The organism is Mycobacterium sp. (assembly GCF_032162105.1).
GTDB lineage: Bacteria > Actinomycetota > Actinomycetes > Mycobacteriales > Mycobacteriaceae > Mycobacterium.
On sequence record NZ_JAVRPS010000216.1, the window covers coordinates 1 to 20061 of the forward strand.

The following is a 20061-nucleotide window of genomic DNA, read 5'->3' on the forward strand; positions in this document are numbered from 1 at the left end:
GGCGCGTCCGACCCTCGGGTGGACGATCAGCGTGTCGACCACCGGCCGCGTCGGATAAAGGGCGGACTGCCTATCGGTGCCGCTGACTGAAACCTGTCTCCGTCGAACTCAGCGCACCGGCCACCTACTGGGACAACGCGCATTTGGCCCCTCTGCGCCGACTCGAAGCAGGCGATTGTCGGCACGCCTGATTGCGCGTCGTCGCGGTCGGCGGATACCCCAGCGACACTGCGAATTCGGGCGCGCAACGAACGAGATGTTCAGCGCCGCCCGCGAATTGGGACGACATGCCGTCGCTTGCCACGTCGTCAGATTGACCACCGCCTGCACAGTTTGTCGCATCCACGCCTAAGAACCGTTCTTCACGTTTCTCGTGTTCTCGTCCAACCCCTTCGCACACAAGATCAGGAGACAGACCGATGACGCCCTTCCACCAAACCTCACAGCGGGGATTGTTAACCACCCTATTGGCGGCGGTGCTCGTATTGGCGGCATGTTCCGCGCCGGGTGGCGGACCCGGTTCCGCCGCACCAGACGCCGCGGCAAGCGGGGACAAGTGCGCCGACAGCGGCGCCGTGGCTCTGCAGGACAAGCTGAAGGGACTCTCCCCAGCAGATCGCGAGAAGACCCTTGTCGAGCAGGCCAAACAAACCAAGGACGGCACGATCAACCTCTACGGCGAGGTCAACGACCCAACCGTGATCACCGATCCGTTCGAGAAGAAGTACGACGGCCTGCATGTCAGCGTCTACCGGGCGGGCAGCGAGCAGATCCGCGAGCGGGTGCTGCAGGAATCGCAAGCGAACTTCGCCGGTGCCGACATCATCGAGCTCGACTCGCTGGAAATGGCCATCCTGGACCAGAACAAGCTACTGGCCCCCGCCGACTCGCCGTTCCTGGACGGCGTGACCGCGAGCGCCAAGTTCACCAACTTCACCGGCGACCGGCTGAGCTACATCCTCCCGGCGTGGAACACCACGATCATCTCCGCCGACCAAGCGCCGAAATCCTTTGAGGATCTCAAAGATCCGCGCTTCAAGGGCAAGCTCGCCATGGAGGGTAGCGACGTGTTCTGGTTCGCCACGCTGGTCAACTACCTGCAGACCCAGGGCATGACCAAGGACCAGGCCGTGCAGCTGTTCAAGGACATCGCGGCCAACGCCGCCATCACCGACGGCCACACCTCGACGGCAGACCTCGTCGTCGCGGGCCAGTACGGCATCGTCGGCAACAATTACCTATCCCGCACCCGTGAGCTTCAGGCCAAGGGCGCGCCGCTGGAGTTCACCCCGGTCAAGGTCCCAGTGGTCGCCGAGGTGACCGGTCTCGCGGTGACGTGTACCTCGGCCAACCCCGCCGGCGCTCTGCTGCTCGAGGACTTCATCCTCGGTCCGGAAGGCCAGCAGGCTTTCGTCGACGACAGCCGCACCCCGAGCAACGAGGCAATGGCCGCCACCAGCTTCGGCGGCGTCAAGCTCGAGCCGATCAAGTCCGACGTCGAGGCGATCTCCAAGCAGTACTCGGACTGGTCCGACCTGTGGCAGACCGTCATCCATAGCGGAGGCCAGGGGTAAGTCGTGAGCCGCGCCGACGGAGCGGCGAGCACGGCGCGGTGATCGTGCCCGCTGGGCTACCCGGCCGCGACACAGAAGGCGTTGCCCTCTGGGTCAGCCAGTACCACCCATTGGAACTCCGGGCCTGCTTCGCCGCGGCCGGTCTCGGTGGCACCGAGGTCGACCAGCCGGTTGACCTCGGCCTCCAGATCGGGGGCGGAGAAGTCGACGTGCACACGGTTCTTTCCCGGTGTCGGATCGTCGACCTTCTGGAATGCGAACCCCGGGCCGGCGGGCCGGCTGACGGTGACGAAAAAGCCGGGCGCCAAGGCGTTTACCGTGCCGTCCACGGCGCGGGCCCACCATTCGGCAAGCTGGTCGGGGTCGGTGGAGTCGAATGTGATGTTCTCGACGGAGAGTGCCATGCCGCTGACCCTAGATCAGCCCGGTGACAAGAACGCCCGAAGCGCGTTGGAGTAGGCCGGGACGTCATCGGCTCCCATCAGTTCACGCGCCGAGTGCATGGCCAGTTGCGCGGCACCCACGTCGACGGTCGGGATGCCGGTGCGCGCCGCCGTCATCGGCCCGATGGTCGATCCGCAGGGCAGGTCGGCGCGGTGCTCGTAGCGCTGCAGCGGCACTCCCGCCTGTGCGCAGGCCAACGCGAACGCGGCCGCGGTGCGCCCGTCGGTGGCGTACCGGAGGTTGGGCTGCACCTTGAGCACCGGCCCGGCGTTCACCTCGATCAGGTGGCCGGGTTCGTGCCGCTCGGGATAGTTGGGATGGGTGGCGTGGGCCATGTCGCCGGAGGCCACCATCGAACCGGACAGCCTGCGCAGGAAGTCCTCGCGGGTGCCGCCCGCGGCCAGCGTGATGCGTTCCAGCACGGTCAGCAGCAGGTCGGACTGCGCGCCGTGGTCCGACGTCGAGCCGACCTCCTCGTGGTCGAACAGCGCAAGCACCGGCAGCTGGTCCCCTGCCCCGGCGGCCAGGAACGCCTCCAGGCCGGCGTAGCAGGTGCCCTGGTTGTCCAGTCGGGGCGCGCTGACCAGATCGCGGTTCGCCCCGATCAAGGTCGACGGCGTCAGGTCGTGGGTCATCAGGTCGGCGGCCAGCACGGCGGCCGGGTCGACGTCGGCGCGGTCGGCCACGTAGTCGACGAAGGACCGGGCGCCGCTGCCGACGCCCCACACGGCGTTGACGTGGCGCTGCGGGTCCAGCGCGACGGCCTTGCGGTCCTCGGCGAGGTGGATCGCCAGTTGCGGCACCCGCAGGATCGGGTCGTCGATCCGGACCAACACGTGCTCGACGGTGTTGTCGGTTCGCACCGAGAGCCTTCCGCTGATCCCGAGGTCGCGGTCCAACCAGGAGTTCAGCCACGCCCCGCCGTACGGCTGAAGCGCCACCACCTGCCAACCCGAGATGAACCGGTCCGGATGCTGTTTGACCCGCAGGTTCGGGCTGTCGGTGTGCCCGCCGACGATGCGGAACGGGACGCCTGCGTCGTGCACCGACCGCCAGGCCACCAGTGATCCGGCCCGGACCGTGAAGTAGTCGCCGACCGCGGCCGGCCAGGCCTGGCCCTCGGTGAGTTCGGTGAAGCCCGCAGCCAACAGCCGCCGCGCCACCGTGCCACAGACGTGGAACGGCGATGGCGAGGCGTCGATGAACTCGCAGAGTCCCTCTGCGGTGGCGGCGGACGCGGGGCTGGTCATGAAGCCCATCCTTACCGGAATTGCCGCCGGAGTTGGCGTTAGGGTTCTCATCGTGCCTGCAGGACGCCCACAAGCCGTGCTGACACCGCTGACGTCGGCGGCGATCTTTCTGGTGGCGACCATCGACGACGGTGGCGAGGCGGTCGTGCACGACGCGCTCGCGGATCTGGCCGGGCTGGTCCGCGCCGTCGGGTTCCGCACCCCCGTTGCCCAACTGAGCATGGTGACCTCGATCGGCTCGGACGCGTGGGACCGGCTGTTCAGCGGCCCGCGGCCTGCCGAGCTCCATCCGTTCGTCGAACTCACCGGTGCGCGCCACCACGCGCCTGCCACACCGGGTGATCTGCTCTTCCACATCAAGGGCGACTCGATGGACGTCTGCTTCGAACTCGGCGGGCGGGTGCTGGCCGCGATGGCGGGCGCGGTGACCGTCGTCGACGAGGTGCACGGCTTCCGCTTCTTCGAGCAGCGCGACCTGCTCGGTTTCGTCGACGGCACCGAGAACCCCGACGGCCCCGATGCCGTCGTCGCCGCGCGGATCGGTGACGAGGACCCCGACTTCGCGGGCGGCAGCTATGTGCACGTGCAGAAGTACACCCACGACATGGCGGCGTGGAACTCGCTGAGCGTCACCGAGCAGGAGCGCGTGATCGGCCGCACCAAGCTCGAGGACATCGAGTTCGACGACGACGCCAAGCCGCCGAACTCGCATCTGGCGCTCAACGTGATCGAGGACGCCGACGGCAACGAGTTGCAGATCGTGCGGGGCAACATGCCGTTCGGCACCTTGGGCAACGGCGAATCGGGCACGTACTACATCGCCTACTCCGCGAACCCCGACGTCACCGAGCGGATGCTGCGCAACATGTTCATCGGCGATCCGCCCGGCAACACCGACCGGATCCTGGACTTCTCCACGGCGGTCACGGGCGGCATGTTCTTCACCCCCACCGCCGACTTCCTCGACGACCCTCCGGAATTGCCCGGTGCCGACGCCGTGTCGGCGCCCGCACCCCCCAACGACGGCTCACTGTCGATCGGCAGCTTGAAAGGACGACCCCAATGAACAACCTCTATCGCGACCTGGCGCCGATCACCGAAGCCGCCTGGGCGGAAATCGAATTGGAGGCGACCCGGACGTTCAAGCGGAACATCGCCGGGCGCCGGGTGGTCGACGTCAGCGACCCCGGCGGACCTGTCACCGCGGCGGTCAGCACCGGCCATCTGCTCGACGTCGCCCCGCCCGGCGACGGCGTCGTGGCGCACCTACGGGAGAGCAGGCCGCTGGTGCGGCTGCGGGTGCCGTTCACCTTGTCGCGCAAGGACATCGACGACGTCGAGCGCGGTTCGCAGGATTCCGACTGGGACCCGGTCAAGGACGCCGCCAAGCAACTGGCCTTCGCCGAGGACCGCGCGATCTTCGAGGGCTACGAGGCGGCGTCGATCGGCGGCATCCGCAAGTGCAGCTCCAACCCCGCCCTGGCGCTGCCCGCCGATCCGCGGGAGATCCCCGACGTGATCAGCCAGGCGCTCTCCGAGCTGCGGCTGGCCGGCGTCGACGGACCGTACTGCGTGCTTCTGTCCGCCGACGTCTACACACAGGTCAGCGAGACCACCGAGCACGGCTATCCGATCCGCGAGCACCTCAACCGGCTCATCGACGGCGAGATCATCTGGGCGCCGGCGATCGACGGCGCGTTCGTGCTGTCCACCCGTGGCGGCGACTTCGACCTGCAGCTGGGCACCGACGTGTCGATCGGCTACCTGGCCCACGACGCGAACACCGTCCAGCTCTACCTCGAGGAGACTTTGACGTTCCTCTGCTACACCGCCGAGGCGTCGGTCGCCCTAACGCGCTAGCCCATTTGGCGCGAGCGTGCGTCTGTGCCGACACGCCGCAAAACAGCGGCATTTCGCTCGCTCGCGGAGCCTGGTTGGAAGTTATGGAATAAACGGTCAGCAATGGGGCTTGTGGGGTCTGAAGGAACAACTTCACTTCAACTTCGCATGGAGGCAAGACCCATGACCAACACACTCACCGGTTCCACCGCCCTCGTCACCGGCGCGACAGCAGGCATCGGCTACGCGATCGCGGTGCAACTCGCGAAGGAAGGCGCCGAGGTGATCGTGCACGGGCGCAATGCCGAGCGCGGCGCCAAGACCGTGCGTGACATCGAAAATGCGGGCGGCAAGGCACGTTTCGTCGCCGCCGACGTATCGAACGCCGCCGACGTGCGGCGGCTGGCCGACGAGGCGGGCGACGTCGACATCCTGGTCAACAACGCAGGCATCTACCGGTTCGCCCCGACCTTCGAGACCACGGACGCCGACTTCGACGACCAGATCAACACCAACCTGCGGGCGCCCTACATCCTGGTCCAGAAGCTGGTCCCGGGGATGGTGCAGCGAGGACACGGCACGGTAATCAACGTGACGACCGTCGGGGCCACTACCCCGGCCGCTGGCGCGGGCATCTACGGATCCAGCAAGGCGGCTCTGGAACTGCTGACCAAGCTGTGGGCCGATGAGTTCGGTGCCGCGGGCGTGCGGGTCAACGCCGCCGCTCCCGGACCGACTCAGACACCGGGCACCGAGGCATTCGAGAGTGACCTCATCCAGGGACTCGGCCGAACCACGGCACTGGGTCGCACCGCCGAGGCCGACGAGATCGCCAACGCGGTGACCTTCCTGGCCTCCCCCGGCGCCAGCTACGTCAACGGCGCGGTGTTGACCATCGGTGGTGGCGCGCAGGCGATCAGGCCCGCCGCCTGACCCCCCCAACGCGATTTGTGAGCGGTTTCGTTCGGTGCGCGAACGAAACCGCTCACAAGTCGTGTTGAGAAGAGTTCGTCGTTGGTGCGCTGGATCAGCGTGGTGTTGACCTTCCACACTTCCTTGGCTTGACTCTGCGTGGAACCCGGAAGCGACCACAGCTCGTCACAAGTCGTGAGGTCGAAGCCTCGGGCCGCATCGCTGTCTCCGATCAGTACTGCGACGGCACCATCCGATGCGATGTAGTAGTAGCCGAGCCCTTCGATGTCGCACGTCTTGCCGCTCGCGCCCGTGCGCAAATCGTATTGCCGCCAGCTGCTCTCGCGCTCCCCGCCGGTTTCAATGAAGAGCCGCTCGCCGATCGGACGGGTGTACGGCATCGCCGTCGACTTCGGAAGTTCGAGGAGCTTGCGACCCTCCAGGGTCAAAACCACGTCAGCCGACGGGGTTTGCACCATTGGTATGCCTCGCGAGCCGGTGAGGATGGTGGCCTTGAAGTTCGGCCGGCTCAACTCTCGACCGGAATCATCGAAGAAGGCGACCTGGTCCGAGAAGTACTCCCCCGTTGCCGAGTATTCATATCCGAACCCGCCGGGATAGACGAATGCCAGCCCGAATCGTCCACCCTGCGGCACTTCGGGTTTCACCACCTTGCCGTCCGCGACCGAAAAGACCACGTCGGTGGTCGATGAATTCGGCCCGCCCTGGACGGCCAACGGCTGAGGAGCAACGTCATGATCCCAATCCTTCTCCTGGGCAATGATTCCGCTGCCTGGAACGAACCATGTGGGCTCGCCTCGGGCGCCGATTCCGTGCACACCCTCACCGTTCACGGTGGCAACGGCGTAGTTCCCCCGCTGCTCGACCAGAGGGTGGTTCTGCGTGGTCGACAATCGCAAATCCGAAGGCCCGTCGAACATCATCGCTCCACGCCCAGTGTCTACCACCCACACACGGGCCGGCTTGGCGGGGTCGCGGTCCTGCCGTAAACACAGCACCATCGTCGGGCCGTTGACGAAGCAATTGAAGGCCAAGGCGTGATCCGACCGTCCCAGCTCGACCGGCGGAAAGGAACGTTGTCCGGTTGACACGTCAACCCCGACCAGCCACCAGCCGGTGCCGGTGATCCCAAGAAAGTAGCCGTTGTTGCCAATATTTCCAATGACTTTGGGGATGGTACCGGGCGGGAAACGAGCATCTCCGACGAAATCTTCCAACCCGGCACGGGCTCCTTTCGGATCGACGACGTCAGCAGCTCCTGCGCTGGAAGCCCAAGGGGCGGAACCGCTACCGGTTGGCCTGTCCGCTTCGGTGCCATCACGACGACCACGGCGGTCACCGCCGGCACGACCACCACCGACAAGACCGCGCCGACGATCCACCACCGGCGAACCCGCGACGGCGAGGCACCCGTTGTTGTCATTTCAGGTCCACGTCGAACTGTTCATTCCGAAGCCGCTCAAGCGCTCGACCGTCGGTGAGTTCGGCGCGATGCGTGGGGTGCCCCCAGTAGAACCGGACCAGCTCGCGGAGGGCTCGCCCATCGGGAGTGGACGAGGCAGCTGCCAATGAAGGGGCACTACCGTCGGACATGACCATCACGATCGCACTTGGCGTTGGAGCAGACTGATTCGGCGCCGCGTCGGTGACGTCCGCCACCTGGGCCCAATCACCGCTTTGCGGCCGCCAGCCCTGGACGATCTCGAAGCCGTCAGGCGTAAGTCGCAGGTACTTGGTGCTGCCACGAAGTAGGTTTCGCCACAGCATCGGTCCGCCCGTCACCACGATTACAGCGCTAACGAACGGAAGCGAGAACCGCAACGCGGGGGGCACCGGGATGTCAAGCTTCCCGAGCGGTGCGAGCACCGCGATCAGCGCGCTGGCTATGACGAGGCCGAATAGCGACACAAGAACTGGTATGTCAATACCGCGATCGGGCCGAATGGTCGTCCCGGCGTCATCGACTTCTCCGCGCGGGATGACGTTGCCTCGGACGACCTTCACTAGCGGGATTATCAAGCCGTAGCAGAACGCGGAGGCGCCGAGCGCCACGACGGCCGAGGGGTACTCACCGCGCACGACACTGCGCACTGCCAAAACTGCACCCAGAGTTCCGATGGCGCCGAAGAGAAGCCAGGCGAGTATCGCGGTCGGAAGTAGCCTCATCAGCGGCACACGATATTGCCGATGATGCCGCCGACATAACCGAACGTCCACCCGCCGAAGATGTCCCCACCCATGGCGAGGGCGGGGGCCAGTTCGGGGTTGCCGAGTCCGGTAACCAGTCCTGCCGCCAGTGTGCCCGTCGCGTACCCGCCCGCAACCCCGGCGGATCCCGAGATGGCGGCGACGCAGGCGTCCTGATACGTCTTCGCCGTCACGGTGTCGTACAGCGCCGTCGCAATCCCCAGGGTCGGGCCGCCATACTTCCCGATCTTCCCGAGGTTCTCCACCGACGCGGGTGACAGCATCGGGATTCCGCGCTTGGCTTGTTCTTCCAGTCCGGTGAGTGCGCCTCCGACGGTCGTGAGCGCCGGGTGGGAGAAGAATTCGTCCGGTAGGACACCGTGGCGACCGTCGGCCGCCGTCACACCGCCGGTGCATTTGCCGTCGGCGGTCCGCGTCATGGTCACCTCCGTCCCGTCGGCGAACTTGATGGACGTGAACTTGGTGCCGTCATACTTCGTCTTGTCCTGTGAGAACGTGCTCGAGACCTCCTTACCGCGCTTGTCGTAGTAGGTGTCCTCAACGCACGGGAGCGTTTCGTTCCACTCGTATATCTCGTGTCTGCTGCCGTCCATCATCAGCAGAGTCTTCCGCACCTGACCATCTTCAGTCGTCCACTCGCGGCTCTCGCGGACCGTCTGCGCCATGTCGTTGTCGCGAACGATGCCCTGCTGAATGAGGCCTTCAAGTGACATCGGATTGGGGACGTCGTCGGCCGGTTTGGCCAGCCCCGAGTTCGGGTCCAAACTTCGCGGGTCGCCCGGACCTGGAAGGGCGAAGCCAAAATCCTTGGAGGCAGCCTGCACCTTTTCCGAGGTTCCATTGTCGGCATCGCCGACCGCGACCAGTAGCCGGTTGATCTCCTTCTGCTCTGCCTGCGCCTGCGCCTGGAGGCTGGCCGCCTTCTCTGCCGAGACGCGGGCCGGTTTGATGAGCACCACCCACATGTCGGAGACGCTGAGTTCACCGTTGTCTACCTCGTTCGCGTGATTCAACAATGAGGTCCGAGCACCACCGATTGACCCAGCACCCGTGTTCAGCGCAGTCGCGACCCCCTCGCTGTAATGCGCGAACTCAGATGTCTTTGCGGTCGCCCGTCGAAACATCACAGCCGCCGCCTTGTGCGATTGTCCCGACCATGCCCGCGCCTCGGGCATCCGATCGCATCCGTCATCGAGGTCCCGCACAGCGCGGTACACGGATTGGCCGGCAGCGCTGATGTTCGATGCCGCCGGTGACAGCGAGTCGGGGTTCCAGCCCTGCAACCGCGATCGTGAGGGTAACAACGGTCAGAACAACCCGTCGAAGTTGCCGGCGAGCGCGTTGTCTTCCACCTCGTACCGGTCGCCCGCACCGCGCACCGCCGTACCCATGTTTTGGACATTCTTGGCAATCTCATTCGCCTGCTGCGTCATGTGTTCGCCTACAAACCGCATGGCCCATTGGGTCGTCGAACCCGGAAGCCCGTCCGCCGCCGTACTCGCCTTGTGCCCGACGTCGGCGCTGCGAATCGATGTGGAAGCAGTGTCCACCTGGTGCGCAAAGGCACGCAGTAGTTCCGGGTTTACCAGCATCAACGCCCCCTGCGCGCTACTTCAAGAAGCCGCCCCTACGGGCCAGCCGAAACGGTTATTCGACGGTAACACCCGATCCAGTGGCTCTTGAGCACAGGTTTTCATGTACCGCCCGTGGCGATTTCGGCGGCCTTACGCCGCAAGCACCGCGTCCAGCGCGGAGTAGAACAGGCCCAGCCCGTCGTCGGACGGCCCGGTGAGTGCCTCGGTGGCGTGCTCGGGGTGCGGCATCAACCCCACCACGCGGCCGTTGGCCGAGCTGACCCCTGCGATGTTGCGCATCGAGCCGTTGGGGTTGTCGCGGTAACGGAACACCACGCGCCCCTCCGCCTCGAGTTCGTCGAGCACCGCCTCGGAGGCGACGTAGCGCCCCTCCCCCGACTTCAGTGGCACCAGCAGATCGGCGCCGAGTTCGTAGCGCGTCGTCCACGCCGTCGCATTCGACGCGACCTCCAGCCAGAGGTCCCGGCAGACGAAGTGCAGTCCGGCGTTGCGGGTCAGCGCCCCTGGCAGCAGACCGGCCTCGCACAGCACCTGAAAACCGTTGCAGATCCCCAGGACCGGCAGGCCGCGAGCTGCGGCGCCGATCACCTCGCCCATCACCGGCGCGAACTTGGCGATCGCGCCGCAGCGCAGGTAGTCGCCGTAGGAGAAGCCGCCAGGAACGACCACGGCGTCCACGCCCTTCAGGTCTGCGTCGGCGTGCCACAGGTTGACCGCCTCGGCGCCCGCGACGCGCACGGCGCGTGCAGCGTCCACGTCGTCCAGCGTGCCGGGGAACGTGATGACGCCGACGCGTGCGCTCACTGCGGGTCCCCGGATGGCTCGCGGCTGACGGTCCAGTCCTCGATCACGGTGTTCGCCAGCAACGACTCGGCGATCTCGGCGACGGTGTCGTCGGCGACGTCGTCGTCCACCTCGAGCTCGAAGCGCTTGCCCTGCCGCACATCCGAGATGCCGGCCACCCCAAGACGGCCCAGCGCTCCAACGATCGCCTGACCCTGCGGATCGAGGATCTCGGCCTTCGGCATCACGTGCACTACGACACGGGCCACGCGCGACTCCTTAAAGTCCGACGAATCGATCGGCGCTTACTCTACCGGCGGGCACCGCAGGAGCGTCTCACCGGCACGAGCCGACGTATGCCGTGCACAGCGGGTTGGCCATCGCGTCGAAGACCACCGGGTCGGGCACCGCGCGCCACTCCACCGCCTGCGGCAACGACGTCCACATCGCCAGGTCCACCAGCGTGCCGCTGCGGGGATCGACCACCAGGTACTCGTGCAACACCTGCCTGCCCGCGGTGCTGATCACCGCGGCCACCCGGCCGGGCTGGTCGGTGGTGATCGACGGCGAGTTCCACGGCGCCGTCACCGCGCACGCCCGCAGCGCGCCGACCGCGTTCTGCAACGCTGCGACCGCCAACTGACCCGTCTGCCAGGCATCGCCGCGCCAGTGCACCACCTGCACCTGCAGCTGCCACTGGTCGGCGGGCTGGATCACCCGGGCCCTGGCGGCGACAGCGTAGTCACGCGGGTCGGCCGGAACCGGGGGCGACACGCAGGTCTGCTCGAAGCGGAACCGGGGCGACGGCGCGCTGGTGGCGAGCCCGGCCAGGGCCGGCCACCGGTAGACGTCCGCCAGCGGCACGGCGTCCGGCGCGATCCACGCCGAGTTGGGGATGCCGTCGCAGGACGGCGGGCATAGCCCCGGCACGGCGTGGGCGGGCGCCGTCGTACCGACGGACCCGCTGACGGTCATCCAGACCACCAATACCGACGCCAAAATCAATCGCACGTGATCGCACCCCCCGCCACGCCTAGTGCGCGCCACAATATAGGTATGCAGCTGACCCACTTCGGACATTCTTGCCTGCTCGCACGATTTCGGGACGATTCGGGCGCCGATACGACGGTGCTGTTCGATCCGGGCAACTTTTCCCACGGATTCGAGGGCATCACCGGCCTGTCGGCGATCCTGGTCACGCATCAGCATCCCGACCATGCGGATACCGCGCGACTTCCCGCGCTGATCGAAGCGAACCCGCAGGCCGCGCTGTACGCCGACCCGCAAACCGCGGCCCAGCTCGGCGACCCCTGGCGGGCGGTTCACGTCGGCGACGCGTTCGCCGTCGGCCACCTGTCCATCCGCGGGGTCGGCGGGCGGCACGCGGTGATCCATCCCGAGATCCCGGTGATCGACAACATCTCGTACCTGATCGGAGACGGCGAGCACGCGGCCCGGCTCATGCATCCGGGCGACGCGCTGTTCGACCCGGGCGAACCGGTCGACGTGCTGGCCATGCCTGCCGCCGCGCCGTGGATGAAGATCTCCGAGGCCGTCGACTATCTGCGGGCGGTGGCGCCGGCCCGTGCCGTGCCGATCCACCAGGCGATCATCGAGCCCGGCGCCCGCGGCATCTACTACAGCCGCCTCTCGGAGATGACCAACGCCGACTTCCAGGTGCTCGACGCCGAGAGCGGGACGGACTTCTAGATCCGCTTGCGGGTGAACGTGGGGTTACGGCCCATCAACGCGACCGCCGACGGCTGGTGAACCTGTGGGGTCGCTGGATTCTCTTCCCTCGGAGAGTATCTCGGAGTGCCACCACAGTCCGGGGAAGCGTCTGTCGACGAGCTCATCGTGACCCCGCCGCGCAACCGGCGGTGGAACCTCTACTCGGCACACAACGGTGTGGCACTGACGGCAGGTTCATCCGAGCTCGAGATGCCGCGGCCACTACCGCAGGCACGGCTGCGACAGCGCCCACCTCATCCCGCTGACGTCGCACAATCCCGGCTGTTCAAGGCACTTCTCCTGAGCGACATCGACGAGTTGGAGGATCGGGCGGCCACCGCTGAGCGGCGTTGGCATCGGCGGTGCGAGCGCAAACCCGACGAGGTCGAAACCCTGCCGCACGACCTCAAGCAGTTGCGGCAACTCATCACCGAAGCTCGTCGACTACTCGACGCGTTGCATGAGCGGTTTCCGCCGGACTAGGTGCGGAGCCGCCTTTCGTTCATCCAGATTCGAAGGCTAAGCGGTGTCGCGCACGGCGGCGCGGCCCGCGGCCCGACCGGAGAACACACAGCCACCGAGGAACGTACCCTCCAACGAGCGGTAGCCGTGCACGCCGCCGCCACCGAAGCCGGCCGCCTCACCCGCGGCGTACAGGCCGCCGAACACCGTGGCATCCGGCTTGAGCACGCGGGCGTCCAGGTCGGTCTCCATACCACCCAAGGACTTTCGGGTCAGGATGTGCAGCTTGACCGCGATCAGCGGGCCTGCCTTCGGGTCGGTGATCCGATGTGGGGCGACGACGCGGCTGACCCGGTCGGCGAAGTAGTTGCGCGCGCCGCGGATCGCAGTCACCTGGCTGTCCTTGGTGTACTTGTTGGCCACTTCGCGGTCGCGGGCGGTGACCTCGGCCTCCACCGCCGCGTAGTCCAGCGGTTCCACGTCGGGCACCTCGTTCATTCTGGACACCAGGTTTCGCAACGAGTTTGCGGTCACGAAGTCGACGCCACGATCGACGAAGCGCTGCACGGGCGGCGGCGCGCCGGGCTTGACCCTGGCCAGCACGTCGCGCACGCTGCGGCCGGTCAGGTCGGGGTTCTGCTCCTGCCCGGACAACCCGAACTCCTTCGCGATGATCCGTGCGTTGAGCACGAACCAGGTGTAGTCGTGTCCGGTCTTGGCGATGTACTCCAACGTGCCGAGGGTGTCGAAGCCCGGGTAAAGCGGTGCAGGCAAGCGCTTTCCGGTGGCGTCGAGCCACAGCGAGGACGGCCCGGGCAGAATCCGGATGCCGTGCCGTGGCCAGATAGGGTCGTAGTTGGTGATGCCCTCGGTGTAGTGCCACATCCGGTCGGCGTTGATCACGCGGGCGCCCGCGGCCTCGCTGATGCCGATCATCCGGCCGTCCACGTGCTCGGGCACCCCGCTGAGCAACTGCTCGGGCACCCGTCCCATCCGGGCCGGCCAGTTCTTGCGCACCAGGTCGTGGTTGCCACCGATGCCACCGCTGGCCACGATCACGGCCGGTGCGCGGAACTCGAACTCGCCCGCGGTGGTTCGCGACGACGCCACACCGCGCGCGGCCGACGTCGGCTCCAGCATCGCACCCCGCACCCCGCCCACCGCGCCACCCTCGACGATGAGTTCGTCGACGCGATGACGGTGCGCGAAGCGGACTTTGGAGCCGGCAGCCAGCAGCCGACGGGCGAAGATGTCGACCAGCGCGGGCCCGGTCCCCCAGGTGATGTGGAACCGCGGTACTGAGTTGCCATGCCCGCGGGCGTCGTATCCGCCGCGCTCGGCCCAGCCGACGAGCGCGAACGTCTGCAGACCGCGCTCCCGCAGCCAGCTGCGCTTCTCGCCTGCGGCGAAGTCGACGTAGGCGTGCGCCCACTGGCGGGGCCAGTGGTCCTCCGGCCGGTCGAACCCCGCGGAACCCAGCCAGTCCTGCAGCGCCAGTTCGTGGCTGTCGTGGATGCCGAGCCTGCGCTGTTCGGGACTGTCGACGAAGAACAGCCCGCCGAACGACCAGAACGCCTGTCCGCCCAGGTTGGCCGCATTCTCCTGGTCGACGATCAGAACCGATCGGCCTCGGTCGATCACCTCGCAGGCGGCGACCAGTCCGGCCAGCCCCGCTCCGACGACTATGACATCAGCATCAGCCATGACGCCACGTTAGCCGTCCGATTCAGGAGGGGTCTCTCAGGCGGCGTCCGTCAATGCCGGCCTGGGCTCCCAGCGGTACACCGCGGGGGTGCATTGGTGCATCAGGGCGAGGTCGATGGCGTCGATCATCGCCTGACGGGGACCCGGCCGGCGCAGCTGCCTGGCCGCCACCGCGACTCGGACGATGCCAGAGCGGCGCGCCGTGCGTTCGGCTGCCAGCACCAGGGTCCGACACCACCACGGCTCGGTGAGGAAGCCTTCGCCGATGCCGAGCACCCGTGCCCGCACCGTCGTGTGGCGCACCAAGTCGGTGATCCCGTTGATTCCGGCGAGCAGACGGAAGCCGTTTCGCGGCAACGCGGTTACCGCTCCCTGCGAGACGTTCCAGCCGGGTGCGGCGAACAGCCGGGTGCGCAGTCCGAGATGTTCGAGGACCCGGTCGGCACCCATCAGGCGAAGGTTCGCCTCGTGTGCCTGCAACGTGGCGAACTCGCCACGGAGTTTCTTGGTGGCCGCCTCGTCGTAGCCGTGCAGAACGAGGGCGTCACCGGCGGTTCTGCGCAGTCGGAGCCATTCGACGGTCGCCGGATCTTCGTCGAGCCGGTAGCCGCCCTTGAGCCGCGGCGCCACCAGCAGCGACACCGGCACCCTCCGTGCCTCGAGCTCGGCGCGGAAGTCGGCGACGTCGTCGATCGTGCGGTCCTTGATCCCGGAGATCGAGACGATCAGTTCTCCACCCACGCCGCCAGTATGGCAACGTCAGGTGTCCCAACGGTTTACGACACGTGGGCGGGAGTTGACCTTTTGGGGTGCTACCGAGGCAATATGGCTTCGATGGCGCCGATCACCTCGGGCGCATCGGGCACGGTGCGCGGGCGGAATCGGTTGACCACCTGGCCACCCGGCGCGAGCAGGAACTTCTCGAAGTTCCACTGCACGTCGCCGGCCTCGCCGTCGGCGTCGGCCGACTTGGTCAACTCCGCGTACAACGGATGCCGGTCTGCGCCGTTGACGTCGACCTTGGCGAGCAGCGGGAACGTCACGCCGTAGGTGGTGGAGCAGAACGTCTGGATCTCGTCGGCACTGCCCGGCTCCTGGCTCATGAATTGGTTGCACGGCACCCCGACCACCGTCAGCCCACGGTCGCCGTAGTCCTGCGCCAGCTTCTCCAGGGCGGTGTATTGCGGCGTCAGACCACACTTGGAGGCCACGTTGACCACCAGCACTGCGCCGTCGGCATATTCGGCCAGCGTGGTCGGCTCGCCGGAGAGCGTGGTGAGGGCGATGTCGGTGAGGGGTTGCGTCATGTGTTCGACGCTACCTAACCCTCGAACAGCATCTGCGCGAGGCGCTCGATGGTGGCGATCGGGTCATCCGTTCTGTCGACGGCATCGTTGAGCCAGAGCAGCGAAAAGCCGTGTACGAGTGACCATGCCGCGAGCGCTGCGCCCTCCCGATCGGCCTTGGCGTGCGCGTCGTCGAGTGTGCCGACGCCGTGGCTGAGTTCGGCGCCAGCGGCCGTCGCGGCGGCGACGAGGTCGGCGTCGGTGTCGTCGTAGAGCGACTTGTCGAACATCACGGCGTAGTGGCCAGGATGGTCGAGTGCGAACCGCACATAGGCCCGCGCAGCGTCGATGAACCTCGGCCGTGCGTCGGTGAGCGCGTCGGCAAGCAGTCGAAACCCCTCGGTGGCCAGCGCGGTGAAGAGCCCGCGCCGGTCGGTGAAGTGGTGGGCCGGCGCGGCGTGTGAGACGCCCGCCACCCGCGCCAGTTCGCGCAGCGATATCCCGTCGGCACCGCGCTCGGCCACCAGGGTCGCGGCCTCGGCGAGGATCGCGGCCTTCAGATCGCCGTGGTGATACGAGTCCTTGCTCATGCACCCAGCATAGCCGGGAATCTTGACAGTGGATAGATTGGTGATACGTTCATCTTGTCGTTGTCTAGATAGAGAGGTACCTGCCATGGCCGTCCTCCTGAGCCTCGTTCTTGGAAGCCTCGCCGCCCGCGTCGTCGGCTGGCTCGGGGTCGACTACGTCGACTCATGGCCCGCGGCGATCGCCGTCGGACTCGCGGTGATGTTCGTGATGACCGGGGTAGCCCACTTCGTGCCGGGGATGCGGCGCGGCATGATCGCGATCGTGCCGCCGCGGCTGCCGCAACCCGCGCTGCTGGTGACGATCACCGGCGTACTCGAACTGCTCGGCGCGGTCGGGTTGCTCTACCCGCCGACCCGTGTCGCCGCGGCGGCGTGCCTGTTCGTGTTGATGCTGGTGATGTTCCCGGCCAACGTCTACGCGTCCCGGATGCCGAATCCGCCGAAGTCGATGACGTCGCGGTTAAGCGTCCGGAGTGGGGAAGAGGTGGTCTACCTGGCCGCTGCCGTGGTGGTCGCGGTCTGCAGTGGCTAGCACCCACGCGTACTGGAACGCGGCTTCCTTCCAGCGCTCGTAGCGCCCGCTGATTCCGCCGTGGCCTGCGACCATCTCGGTCTTCAACAACAAGGGATGGGCGTCAGTCTTCGTATGACGCAGGGCCGCAACCCATTTAGCAGGCTCGGTGTAGTAGACCCTGGTGTCGTTGAGCGACGTCATGGCCAGAATGGCCGGGTACTCCTTGGCCTCGACGTTCTCGTAGGGCGTGTAGGACTTCATGTAGTGGTAGACGTCCGCGTCCGCCAACGGGTTTCCCCACTCGTCCCACTCTGTCACCGTCAACGGCAACGACGGATCCAGGATCGTGGTGAGCGCGTCGACGAACGGCACCTGTGCCAGGATGCCCGCGAACAGGTCCGGTGCCATGTTGGCCACCGCGCCCATCAGCAGGCCGCCCGCGCTGCCGCCGAGGGCCACCAGGTTCTCCGGTCGCGTCACGTCGGTGCCCACCAGATGTGCTCCCACCGAGATGAAGTCGGTGAACGTGTTCTTCTTCTCCAGGAGCTTGCCGTGCTCGTACCACGGCCTGCCCAACTCACCGCCGCCTCGCACGTGGGCGATGACGAACACCATCCCGCGGTCGAGCAGCGACAGCCGGGCGATCGAGAAGCGCGGGTCCTCGCACGACTCGTAGGCCCCGTAGCCGTACAGCAGCGTCGGCGCCGGAAACTGCAGGCCGGCCCGGTGAATGACCGACACCGGTATCCGCGCGCCGTCAGGCGCCACCGCCCAGTCGCGCCGTTCGACGTACTCCTCGGGCCGGTAGTCACCGAGTACCGGCTGCTCGCGCAGCAGGATCCGTTCGCCGGTGGCCAGCTCGATGTCGTAGACGCGCACCGGGACGACGAACGACGTGGTGCCCACCCGCAGCCGCGGCGACGACCAGTTCGGGTTGCCCGACAACCCCGACGACGTCAGCTCGGTGTCGAAGGTGATCTCTTCCGGATGGCCGTAGTTGCCGTCGGCGTAGATGGGCCACAACTGAATTCGGGGCAACGCCTCGCTGCGATAGCTCACGACGAGCTGGCTCTCGAAGGCGTCGACGGCGTCGAGGCGGACGTCCTCGCGGTGCTCGATCAGGGTGCGGAACGCGGTTGGGTCGCTGACCGGGGCCTCGACGAGGGTGAAGTTCTCCGCACCGTCGTTGTGCAGGATCAGGAACCGGTCCTCGCCTCCCACCACCGCGTGTTCGACGGAGTATTCGACGAGCTCACGCCGCGGCAGGATCGAGGTGAAGGTGGCGACCGAGTCGGTGGCGTCGCCATAGAACACCTCCGAGGTCACCGCACTGCCCGCCGCAATGAAGACGTACTTGTTGCTCCTGGTGCGGCCGACGGCGAGCCAGAACCGCTCATCCGGTTCGTGGTAGACCTTCTCCCCCGGCAGCCCGGATCCGAGCCGATGCCGCCACACCGTGTCGGGCCGCCAAGCTTCGTCGACGGTGACGTAGTAGATGGTGCGGTTGTCGGCTGCCCAGGTGGCGCCCGCGCCGATGCCGACGATCGTGTCGTCGTACATCTCGCCGGTGGACAAGTTCCTGAACTTCAACGTGTATCGCTCGTCGCCGACGACGTCGACGGAATAAGCCAGCGTGTTGCCGTCCAGGGTGACCGACGCCGCGCCCAGCGAGAAGAACTCGTGCCCCTCGGCTTCGACGTTCTCGTCCAGCAGCACCTGCTCCCCAGGGATCTCGGTGTGCTCGTCGAGTTCGGGCGGGGTCCAGTCGTCGGGATCGCTGACCGGGCAACGGCATTGCACGCCGTACTGTTTGCCCTCGAAGCTGCGGCCGTAGTACCACCAGTCGCCGCGGCGGGCGGGCACCGACAGGTCGGTCTCCTTGGTGCGGGCCTTGATCTCGTCGAAGATCTTCTGCCGCAGCGGCGCCAGGTGCGCGGTCTGCTCGTCGGTGTAGGCGTTCTCCGCCTCCAGGTAGGCGATGACGTCGGGATTCGACTTGTCGCGCAGCCATTCGTAGGGGTCGATGAAGACGTCGCCATGATGTTCCCGGCGAGCGTCGACACGCTTGGCGATGGGCGGATTCATGCTGCTCCAATCCAGTCGTCGAAGTCCAAGCCCGAAATGCGCTCGTAGGCTTCGATATACCGCGTGCGGGTGGCCGCGGCGATGTCGGGCGGCAGGGGTGGCGGCGGTTCGTCGCCGCCGCGGTCCCAGCCGGAGTCCGGCCCCGTGAGCCAGTTGCGGACGAACTGCTTGTCGAAACTGGGCTGCACGACACCCTCCTGGTAGTCGTCGGCCGGCCAGTACCGCGACGAGTCGGGGGTGAAGACCTCGTCGGCCAACACAACCGTCCCTTGTTCGTCGACGCCGAACTCGAACTTGGTGTCGGCGATGATGATTCCCTTGGTCAGCGCATGCGTGGCGGCCTGCGTGTAGATCCGCAGTGTGTTGTCCCGCACCTGTGCGGCGCGCTCGGCGCCCACCAGGTCGACGACGTCGTCGAAGCTGATGTTTTCGTCGTGTTGTCCCAGTTCGGCTTTCGTCGCCGGAGTGAACAGCGGCTCGGCGAACTTGCTGGCCTCGGTCAGCCCAGGCGGCAGCTCGATGCCACACACCTGTCCGGTCTTGCGGTAGTCGATGATCCCTGAGCCGGTCAGGTAGCCGCGGGCCACGCACTCGACGGGCACCATCTCCAGTTGCCGCACCACCAGCGCGCGGCCAAGCACCTCCGCGGGGATCCGTTCGTCGTCGGGTGGGCCCGCGAGGTGATTGGGCGCGCCTAGGAAGTCGAAGAAGAACACGCTCATCGCGGTCAGGATGCGGCCCTTGTCGGGGATCTCGGTCTGCAGGATGTAGTCGAACGCCGAGATGCGATCCGACGCGACGAACAGCAGGTGGTCGTCGTCGATGCGATACAGCTCGCGGACCTTGCCACTGGCCAAATGCAGGTAGTCGGTCAGAGGTGGACGCATCGGGCAAGACTATCTGCTGAGATCTTCGGCATGACGTCCCGTTATCTGCCCTACGCCACCACACCCGCCCGGCTCCTCGCGCAGTTGGTCAGCGACGTCGTCGTCGTCGTGTGGACCGCCGTGTGGGTGTTGGTCGGCATGGCCGTGCACGCCGCCGTGTCGACGATCGCCCAGGT

At 66.8% G+C, this 20061-nt stretch carries 22 protein-coding genes and 1 pseudogene; 8 read left to right on the top strand and 15 right to left on the bottom strand.

Going from position 1 to position 20061, the window contains the following annotated elements:
• The first annotated feature begins 419 nt into the window (after positions 1-419).
• On the top strand, positions 420-1574 hold the full coding sequence (locus QOC69_RS10890; protein ID WP_526439242.1) for an extracellular solute-binding protein: 1155 nt from the start codon (positions 420-422) through the stop codon (positions 1572-1574).
• A gap of 56 nt (positions 1575-1630) precedes the next feature.
• Here the strand turns inward: QOC69_RS10890 and QOC69_RS10895 are convergent, their stop codons facing one another.
• Positions 1631-1978: a VOC family protein gene (locus tag QOC69_RS10895; protein WP_526439244.1), complete on the bottom strand. Its 348-nt coding sequence runs from the start codon at positions 1976-1978 to the stop codon at positions 1631-1633.
• A gap of 15 nt (positions 1979-1993) precedes the next feature.
• Positions 1994-3268, bottom strand: coding sequence for a M18 family aminopeptidase (locus tag QOC69_RS10900; protein WP_526439246.1), 1275 nt, complete (start codon positions 3266-3268; stop codon positions 1994-1996).
• A gap of 52 nt (positions 3269-3320) precedes the next feature.
• Between QOC69_RS10900 and QOC69_RS10905 the strand changes: the two genes are divergently transcribed.
• The 3 genes from QOC69_RS10905 (at position 3321) to QOC69_RS10915 (ending at position 6040) form a co-directional block, all read left to right on the top strand.
• Positions 3321-4334: a Dyp-type peroxidase gene (locus tag QOC69_RS10905; protein WP_526439248.1), complete on the top strand. Its 1014-nt coding sequence runs from the start codon at positions 3321-3323 to the stop codon at positions 4332-4334.
• The gene (locus QOC69_RS10910; RefSeq protein WP_526439251.1) at positions 4331-5128 is read left to right on the top strand and encodes a family 1 encapsulin nanocompartment shell protein; all 798 of its coding nucleotides are present in this window, start codon (positions 4331-4333) and stop codon (positions 5126-5128) included. The genes QOC69_RS10905 and QOC69_RS10910 overlap by 4 nt, the downstream gene beginning before the upstream one ends.
• 162 nt (positions 5129-5290) lie before the next feature.
• Positions 5291-6040 (top strand): SDR family NAD(P)-dependent oxidoreductase, encoded by a 750-nt coding sequence (locus QOC69_RS10915; RefSeq protein WP_526439253.1) that lies wholly within the window; start codon positions 5291-5293, stop codon positions 6038-6040.
• Here the strand turns inward: QOC69_RS10915 and QOC69_RS10920 are convergent.
• The 7 genes from QOC69_RS10920 to QOC69_RS10950 all read right to left on the bottom strand — a co-directional run bounded on the left by QOC69_RS10920 (position 5977) and on the right by QOC69_RS10950 (position 11637).
• Positions 5977-7425 carry a 9-bladed beta-propeller domain-containing protein gene (locus tag QOC69_RS10920; protein WP_526439255.1) on the bottom strand — a complete coding sequence of 483 codons (1449 nt, stop codon included), beginning with the start codon at positions 7423-7425 and terminating at the stop codon, positions 5977-5979. The two genes, QOC69_RS10915 and QOC69_RS10920, sit on opposite strands and share 64 nt — an antisense overlap.
• Before the next feature lie 34 nt (positions 7426-7459).
• A complete protein-coding gene (locus tag QOC69_RS10925; protein WP_526439257.1) occupies positions 7460-8206 on the bottom strand; it encodes a hypothetical protein in 747 nt (248 codons plus the stop codon).
• Positions 8206-9261: a hypothetical protein gene (locus tag QOC69_RS10930; RefSeq protein ID WP_526439260.1), complete on the bottom strand. Its 1056-nt coding sequence runs from the start codon at positions 9259-9261 to the stop codon at positions 8206-8208. Before QOC69_RS10930 ends, QOC69_RS10925 begins: the two co-directional genes overlap by 1 nt.
• Before the next feature lie 294 nt (positions 9262-9555).
• On the bottom strand, positions 9556-9840 hold the full coding sequence (locus QOC69_RS10935) for a type VII secretion target (RefSeq protein WP_526439286.1): 285 nt from the start codon (positions 9838-9840) through the stop codon (positions 9556-9558).
• Between the two features lie 132 nt (positions 9841-9972).
• The gene (gene purQ / locus QOC69_RS10940; protein ID WP_526439262.1) at positions 9973-10647 is read right to left on the bottom strand and encodes a phosphoribosylformylglycinamidine synthase subunit PurQ; all 675 of its coding nucleotides are present in this window, start codon (positions 10645-10647) and stop codon (positions 9973-9975) included.
• Positions 10644-10895 (bottom strand): phosphoribosylformylglycinamidine synthase subunit PurS, encoded by a 252-nt coding sequence (gene purS / locus QOC69_RS10945; protein ID WP_526439264.1) that lies wholly within the window; start codon positions 10893-10895, stop codon positions 10644-10646. Before purS ends, purQ begins: the two co-directional genes overlap by 4 nt.
• A 67-nt stretch (positions 10896-10962) precedes the next feature.
• The gene (locus tag QOC69_RS10950) at positions 10963-11637 is read right to left on the bottom strand and encodes an ATPase (protein ID WP_526439266.1); all 675 of its coding nucleotides are present in this window, start codon (positions 11635-11637) and stop codon (positions 10963-10965) included.
• Positions 11638-11682: 45 nt separating this feature from the next.
• Here QOC69_RS10950 and QOC69_RS10955 point away from each other — a divergent pair, with 45 nt between their 5' ends.
• Positions 11683-12336, top strand: coding sequence for an MBL fold metallo-hydrolase (locus tag QOC69_RS10955; protein WP_526439268.1), 654 nt, complete (start codon positions 11683-11685; stop codon positions 12334-12336).
• Positions 12337-12483: 147 nt separating this feature from the next.
• Entirely contained in the window at positions 12484-12840 is a 357-nt protein-coding gene (locus QOC69_RS10960; RefSeq protein ID WP_526439270.1) for a hypothetical protein, read from the top strand.
• 36 nt (positions 12841-12876) lie between these two features.
• Here QOC69_RS10960 and QOC69_RS10965 read toward each other — a convergent pair whose 3' ends face one another.
• From QOC69_RS10965 to QOC69_RS10980, 4 genes are all read right to left on the bottom strand, one after another.
• The gene (locus QOC69_RS10965) at positions 12877-14523 is read right to left on the bottom strand and encodes an FAD-binding dehydrogenase (protein WP_526439272.1); all 1647 of its coding nucleotides are present in this window, start codon (positions 14521-14523) and stop codon (positions 12877-12879) included.
• Between the two features lie 36 nt (positions 14524-14559).
• A complete protein-coding gene (locus tag QOC69_RS10970) occupies positions 14560-15264 on the bottom strand; it encodes a DUF2334 domain-containing protein (RefSeq protein WP_526439274.1) in 705 nt (234 codons plus the stop codon).
• A gap of 71 nt (positions 15265-15335) precedes the next feature.
• The gene (locus QOC69_RS10975; RefSeq protein WP_526439276.1) at positions 15336-15830 is read right to left on the bottom strand and encodes a glutathione peroxidase; all 495 of its coding nucleotides are present in this window, start codon (positions 15828-15830) and stop codon (positions 15336-15338) included.
• 14 nt (positions 15831-15844) lie between these two features.
• Entirely contained in the window at positions 15845-16399 is a 555-nt protein-coding gene (locus tag QOC69_RS10980; protein WP_526439278.1) for a TetR/AcrR family transcriptional regulator, read from the bottom strand.
• Between the two features lie 85 nt (positions 16400-16484).
• Here QOC69_RS10980 and QOC69_RS10985 point away from each other — a divergent pair, with 85 nt between their 5' ends.
• Positions 16485-16931, top strand: coding sequence for a DoxX-related protein (locus tag QOC69_RS10985; RefSeq protein ID WP_526439280.1), 447 nt, complete (start codon positions 16485-16487; stop codon positions 16929-16931).
• Here the strand turns inward: QOC69_RS10985 and QOC69_RS10990 are convergent.
• Positions 16860-18998, bottom strand: coding sequence for a S9 family peptidase (locus QOC69_RS10990; protein ID WP_526439282.1), 2139 nt, complete (start codon positions 18996-18998; stop codon positions 16860-16862). The two genes, QOC69_RS10985 and QOC69_RS10990, sit on opposite strands and share 72 nt — an antisense overlap.
• Positions 18995-19885 (bottom strand): phosphoribosylaminoimidazolesuccinocarboxamide synthase, encoded by an 891-nt coding sequence (locus QOC69_RS10995; protein WP_526439284.1) that lies wholly within the window; start codon positions 19883-19885, stop codon positions 18995-18997. Before QOC69_RS10995 ends, QOC69_RS10990 begins: the two co-directional genes overlap by 4 nt.
• Before the next feature lie 30 nt (positions 19886-19915).
• On the opposite strand from QOC69_RS10995, the pseudogene QOC69_RS11000 reads away from it, so the two are divergent.
• Positions 19916-20061 (top strand): annotated as a pseudogene (locus QOC69_RS11000) (hypothetical protein); the annotation flags it as partial.

What these genes read in the sequence shown, in the direction of transcription:
- QOC69_RS10915 (WP_526439253.1), top strand. Translation starts at nt 5,291, where the DNA reads ATGACCAACACACTCACCGGTTCCACCGCCCTCGTCACCGGCGCGACA.
- QOC69_RS10910 (WP_526439251.1), top strand. Translation starts at nt 4,331, where the DNA reads ATGAACAACCTCTATCGCGACCTGGCGCCGATCACCGAAGCCGCCTGG.
- QOC69_RS10925 (WP_526439257.1), bottom strand. Translation starts at nt 8,206, where the DNA reads ATGAGGCTACTTCCGACCGCGATACTCGCCTGGCTTCTCTTCGGCGCC.
- QOC69_RS10890 (WP_526439242.1), top strand. Translation starts at nt 420, where the DNA reads ATGACGCCCTTCCACCAAACCTCACAGCGGGGATTGTTAACCACCCTA.
- QOC69_RS10975 (WP_526439276.1), bottom strand. Translation starts at nt 15,830, where the DNA reads ATGACGCAACCCCTCACCGACATCGCCCTCACCACGCTCTCCGGCGAG.
- QOC69_RS10995 (WP_526439284.1), bottom strand. Translation starts at nt 19,885, where the DNA reads ATGCGTCCACCTCTGACCGACTACCTGCATTTGGCCAGTGGCAAGGTC.
- QOC69_RS10990 (WP_526439282.1), bottom strand. Translation starts at nt 18,998, where the DNA reads ATGAATCCGCCCATCGCCAAGCGTGTCGACGCTCGCCGGGAACATCAT.
- QOC69_RS10955 (WP_526439268.1), top strand. Translation starts at nt 11,683, where the DNA reads ATGCAGCTGACCCACTTCGGACATTCTTGCCTGCTCGCACGATTTCGG.
- QOC69_RS10980 (WP_526439278.1), bottom strand. Translation starts at nt 16,399, where the DNA reads ATGAGCAAGGACTCGTATCACCACGGCGATCTGAAGGCCGCGATCCTC.
- QOC69_RS10900 (WP_526439246.1), bottom strand. Translation starts at nt 3,268, where the DNA reads ATGACCAGCCCCGCGTCCGCCGCCACCGCAGAGGGACTCTGCGAGTTC.
- QOC69_RS10935 (WP_526439286.1), bottom strand. Translation starts at nt 9,840, where the DNA reads ATGCTGGTAAACCCGGAACTACTGCGTGCCTTTGCGCACCAGGTGGAC.
- QOC69_RS10895 (WP_526439244.1), bottom strand. Translation starts at nt 1,978, where the DNA reads ATGGCACTCTCCGTCGAGAACATCACATTCGACTCCACCGACCCCGAC.
- QOC69_RS10985 (WP_526439280.1), top strand. Translation starts at nt 16,485, where the DNA reads ATGGCCGTCCTCCTGAGCCTCGTTCTTGGAAGCCTCGCCGCCCGCGTC.
- QOC69_RS10965 (WP_526439272.1), bottom strand. Translation starts at nt 14,523, where the DNA reads ATGGCTGATGCTGATGTCATAGTCGTCGGAGCGGGGCTGGCCGGACTG.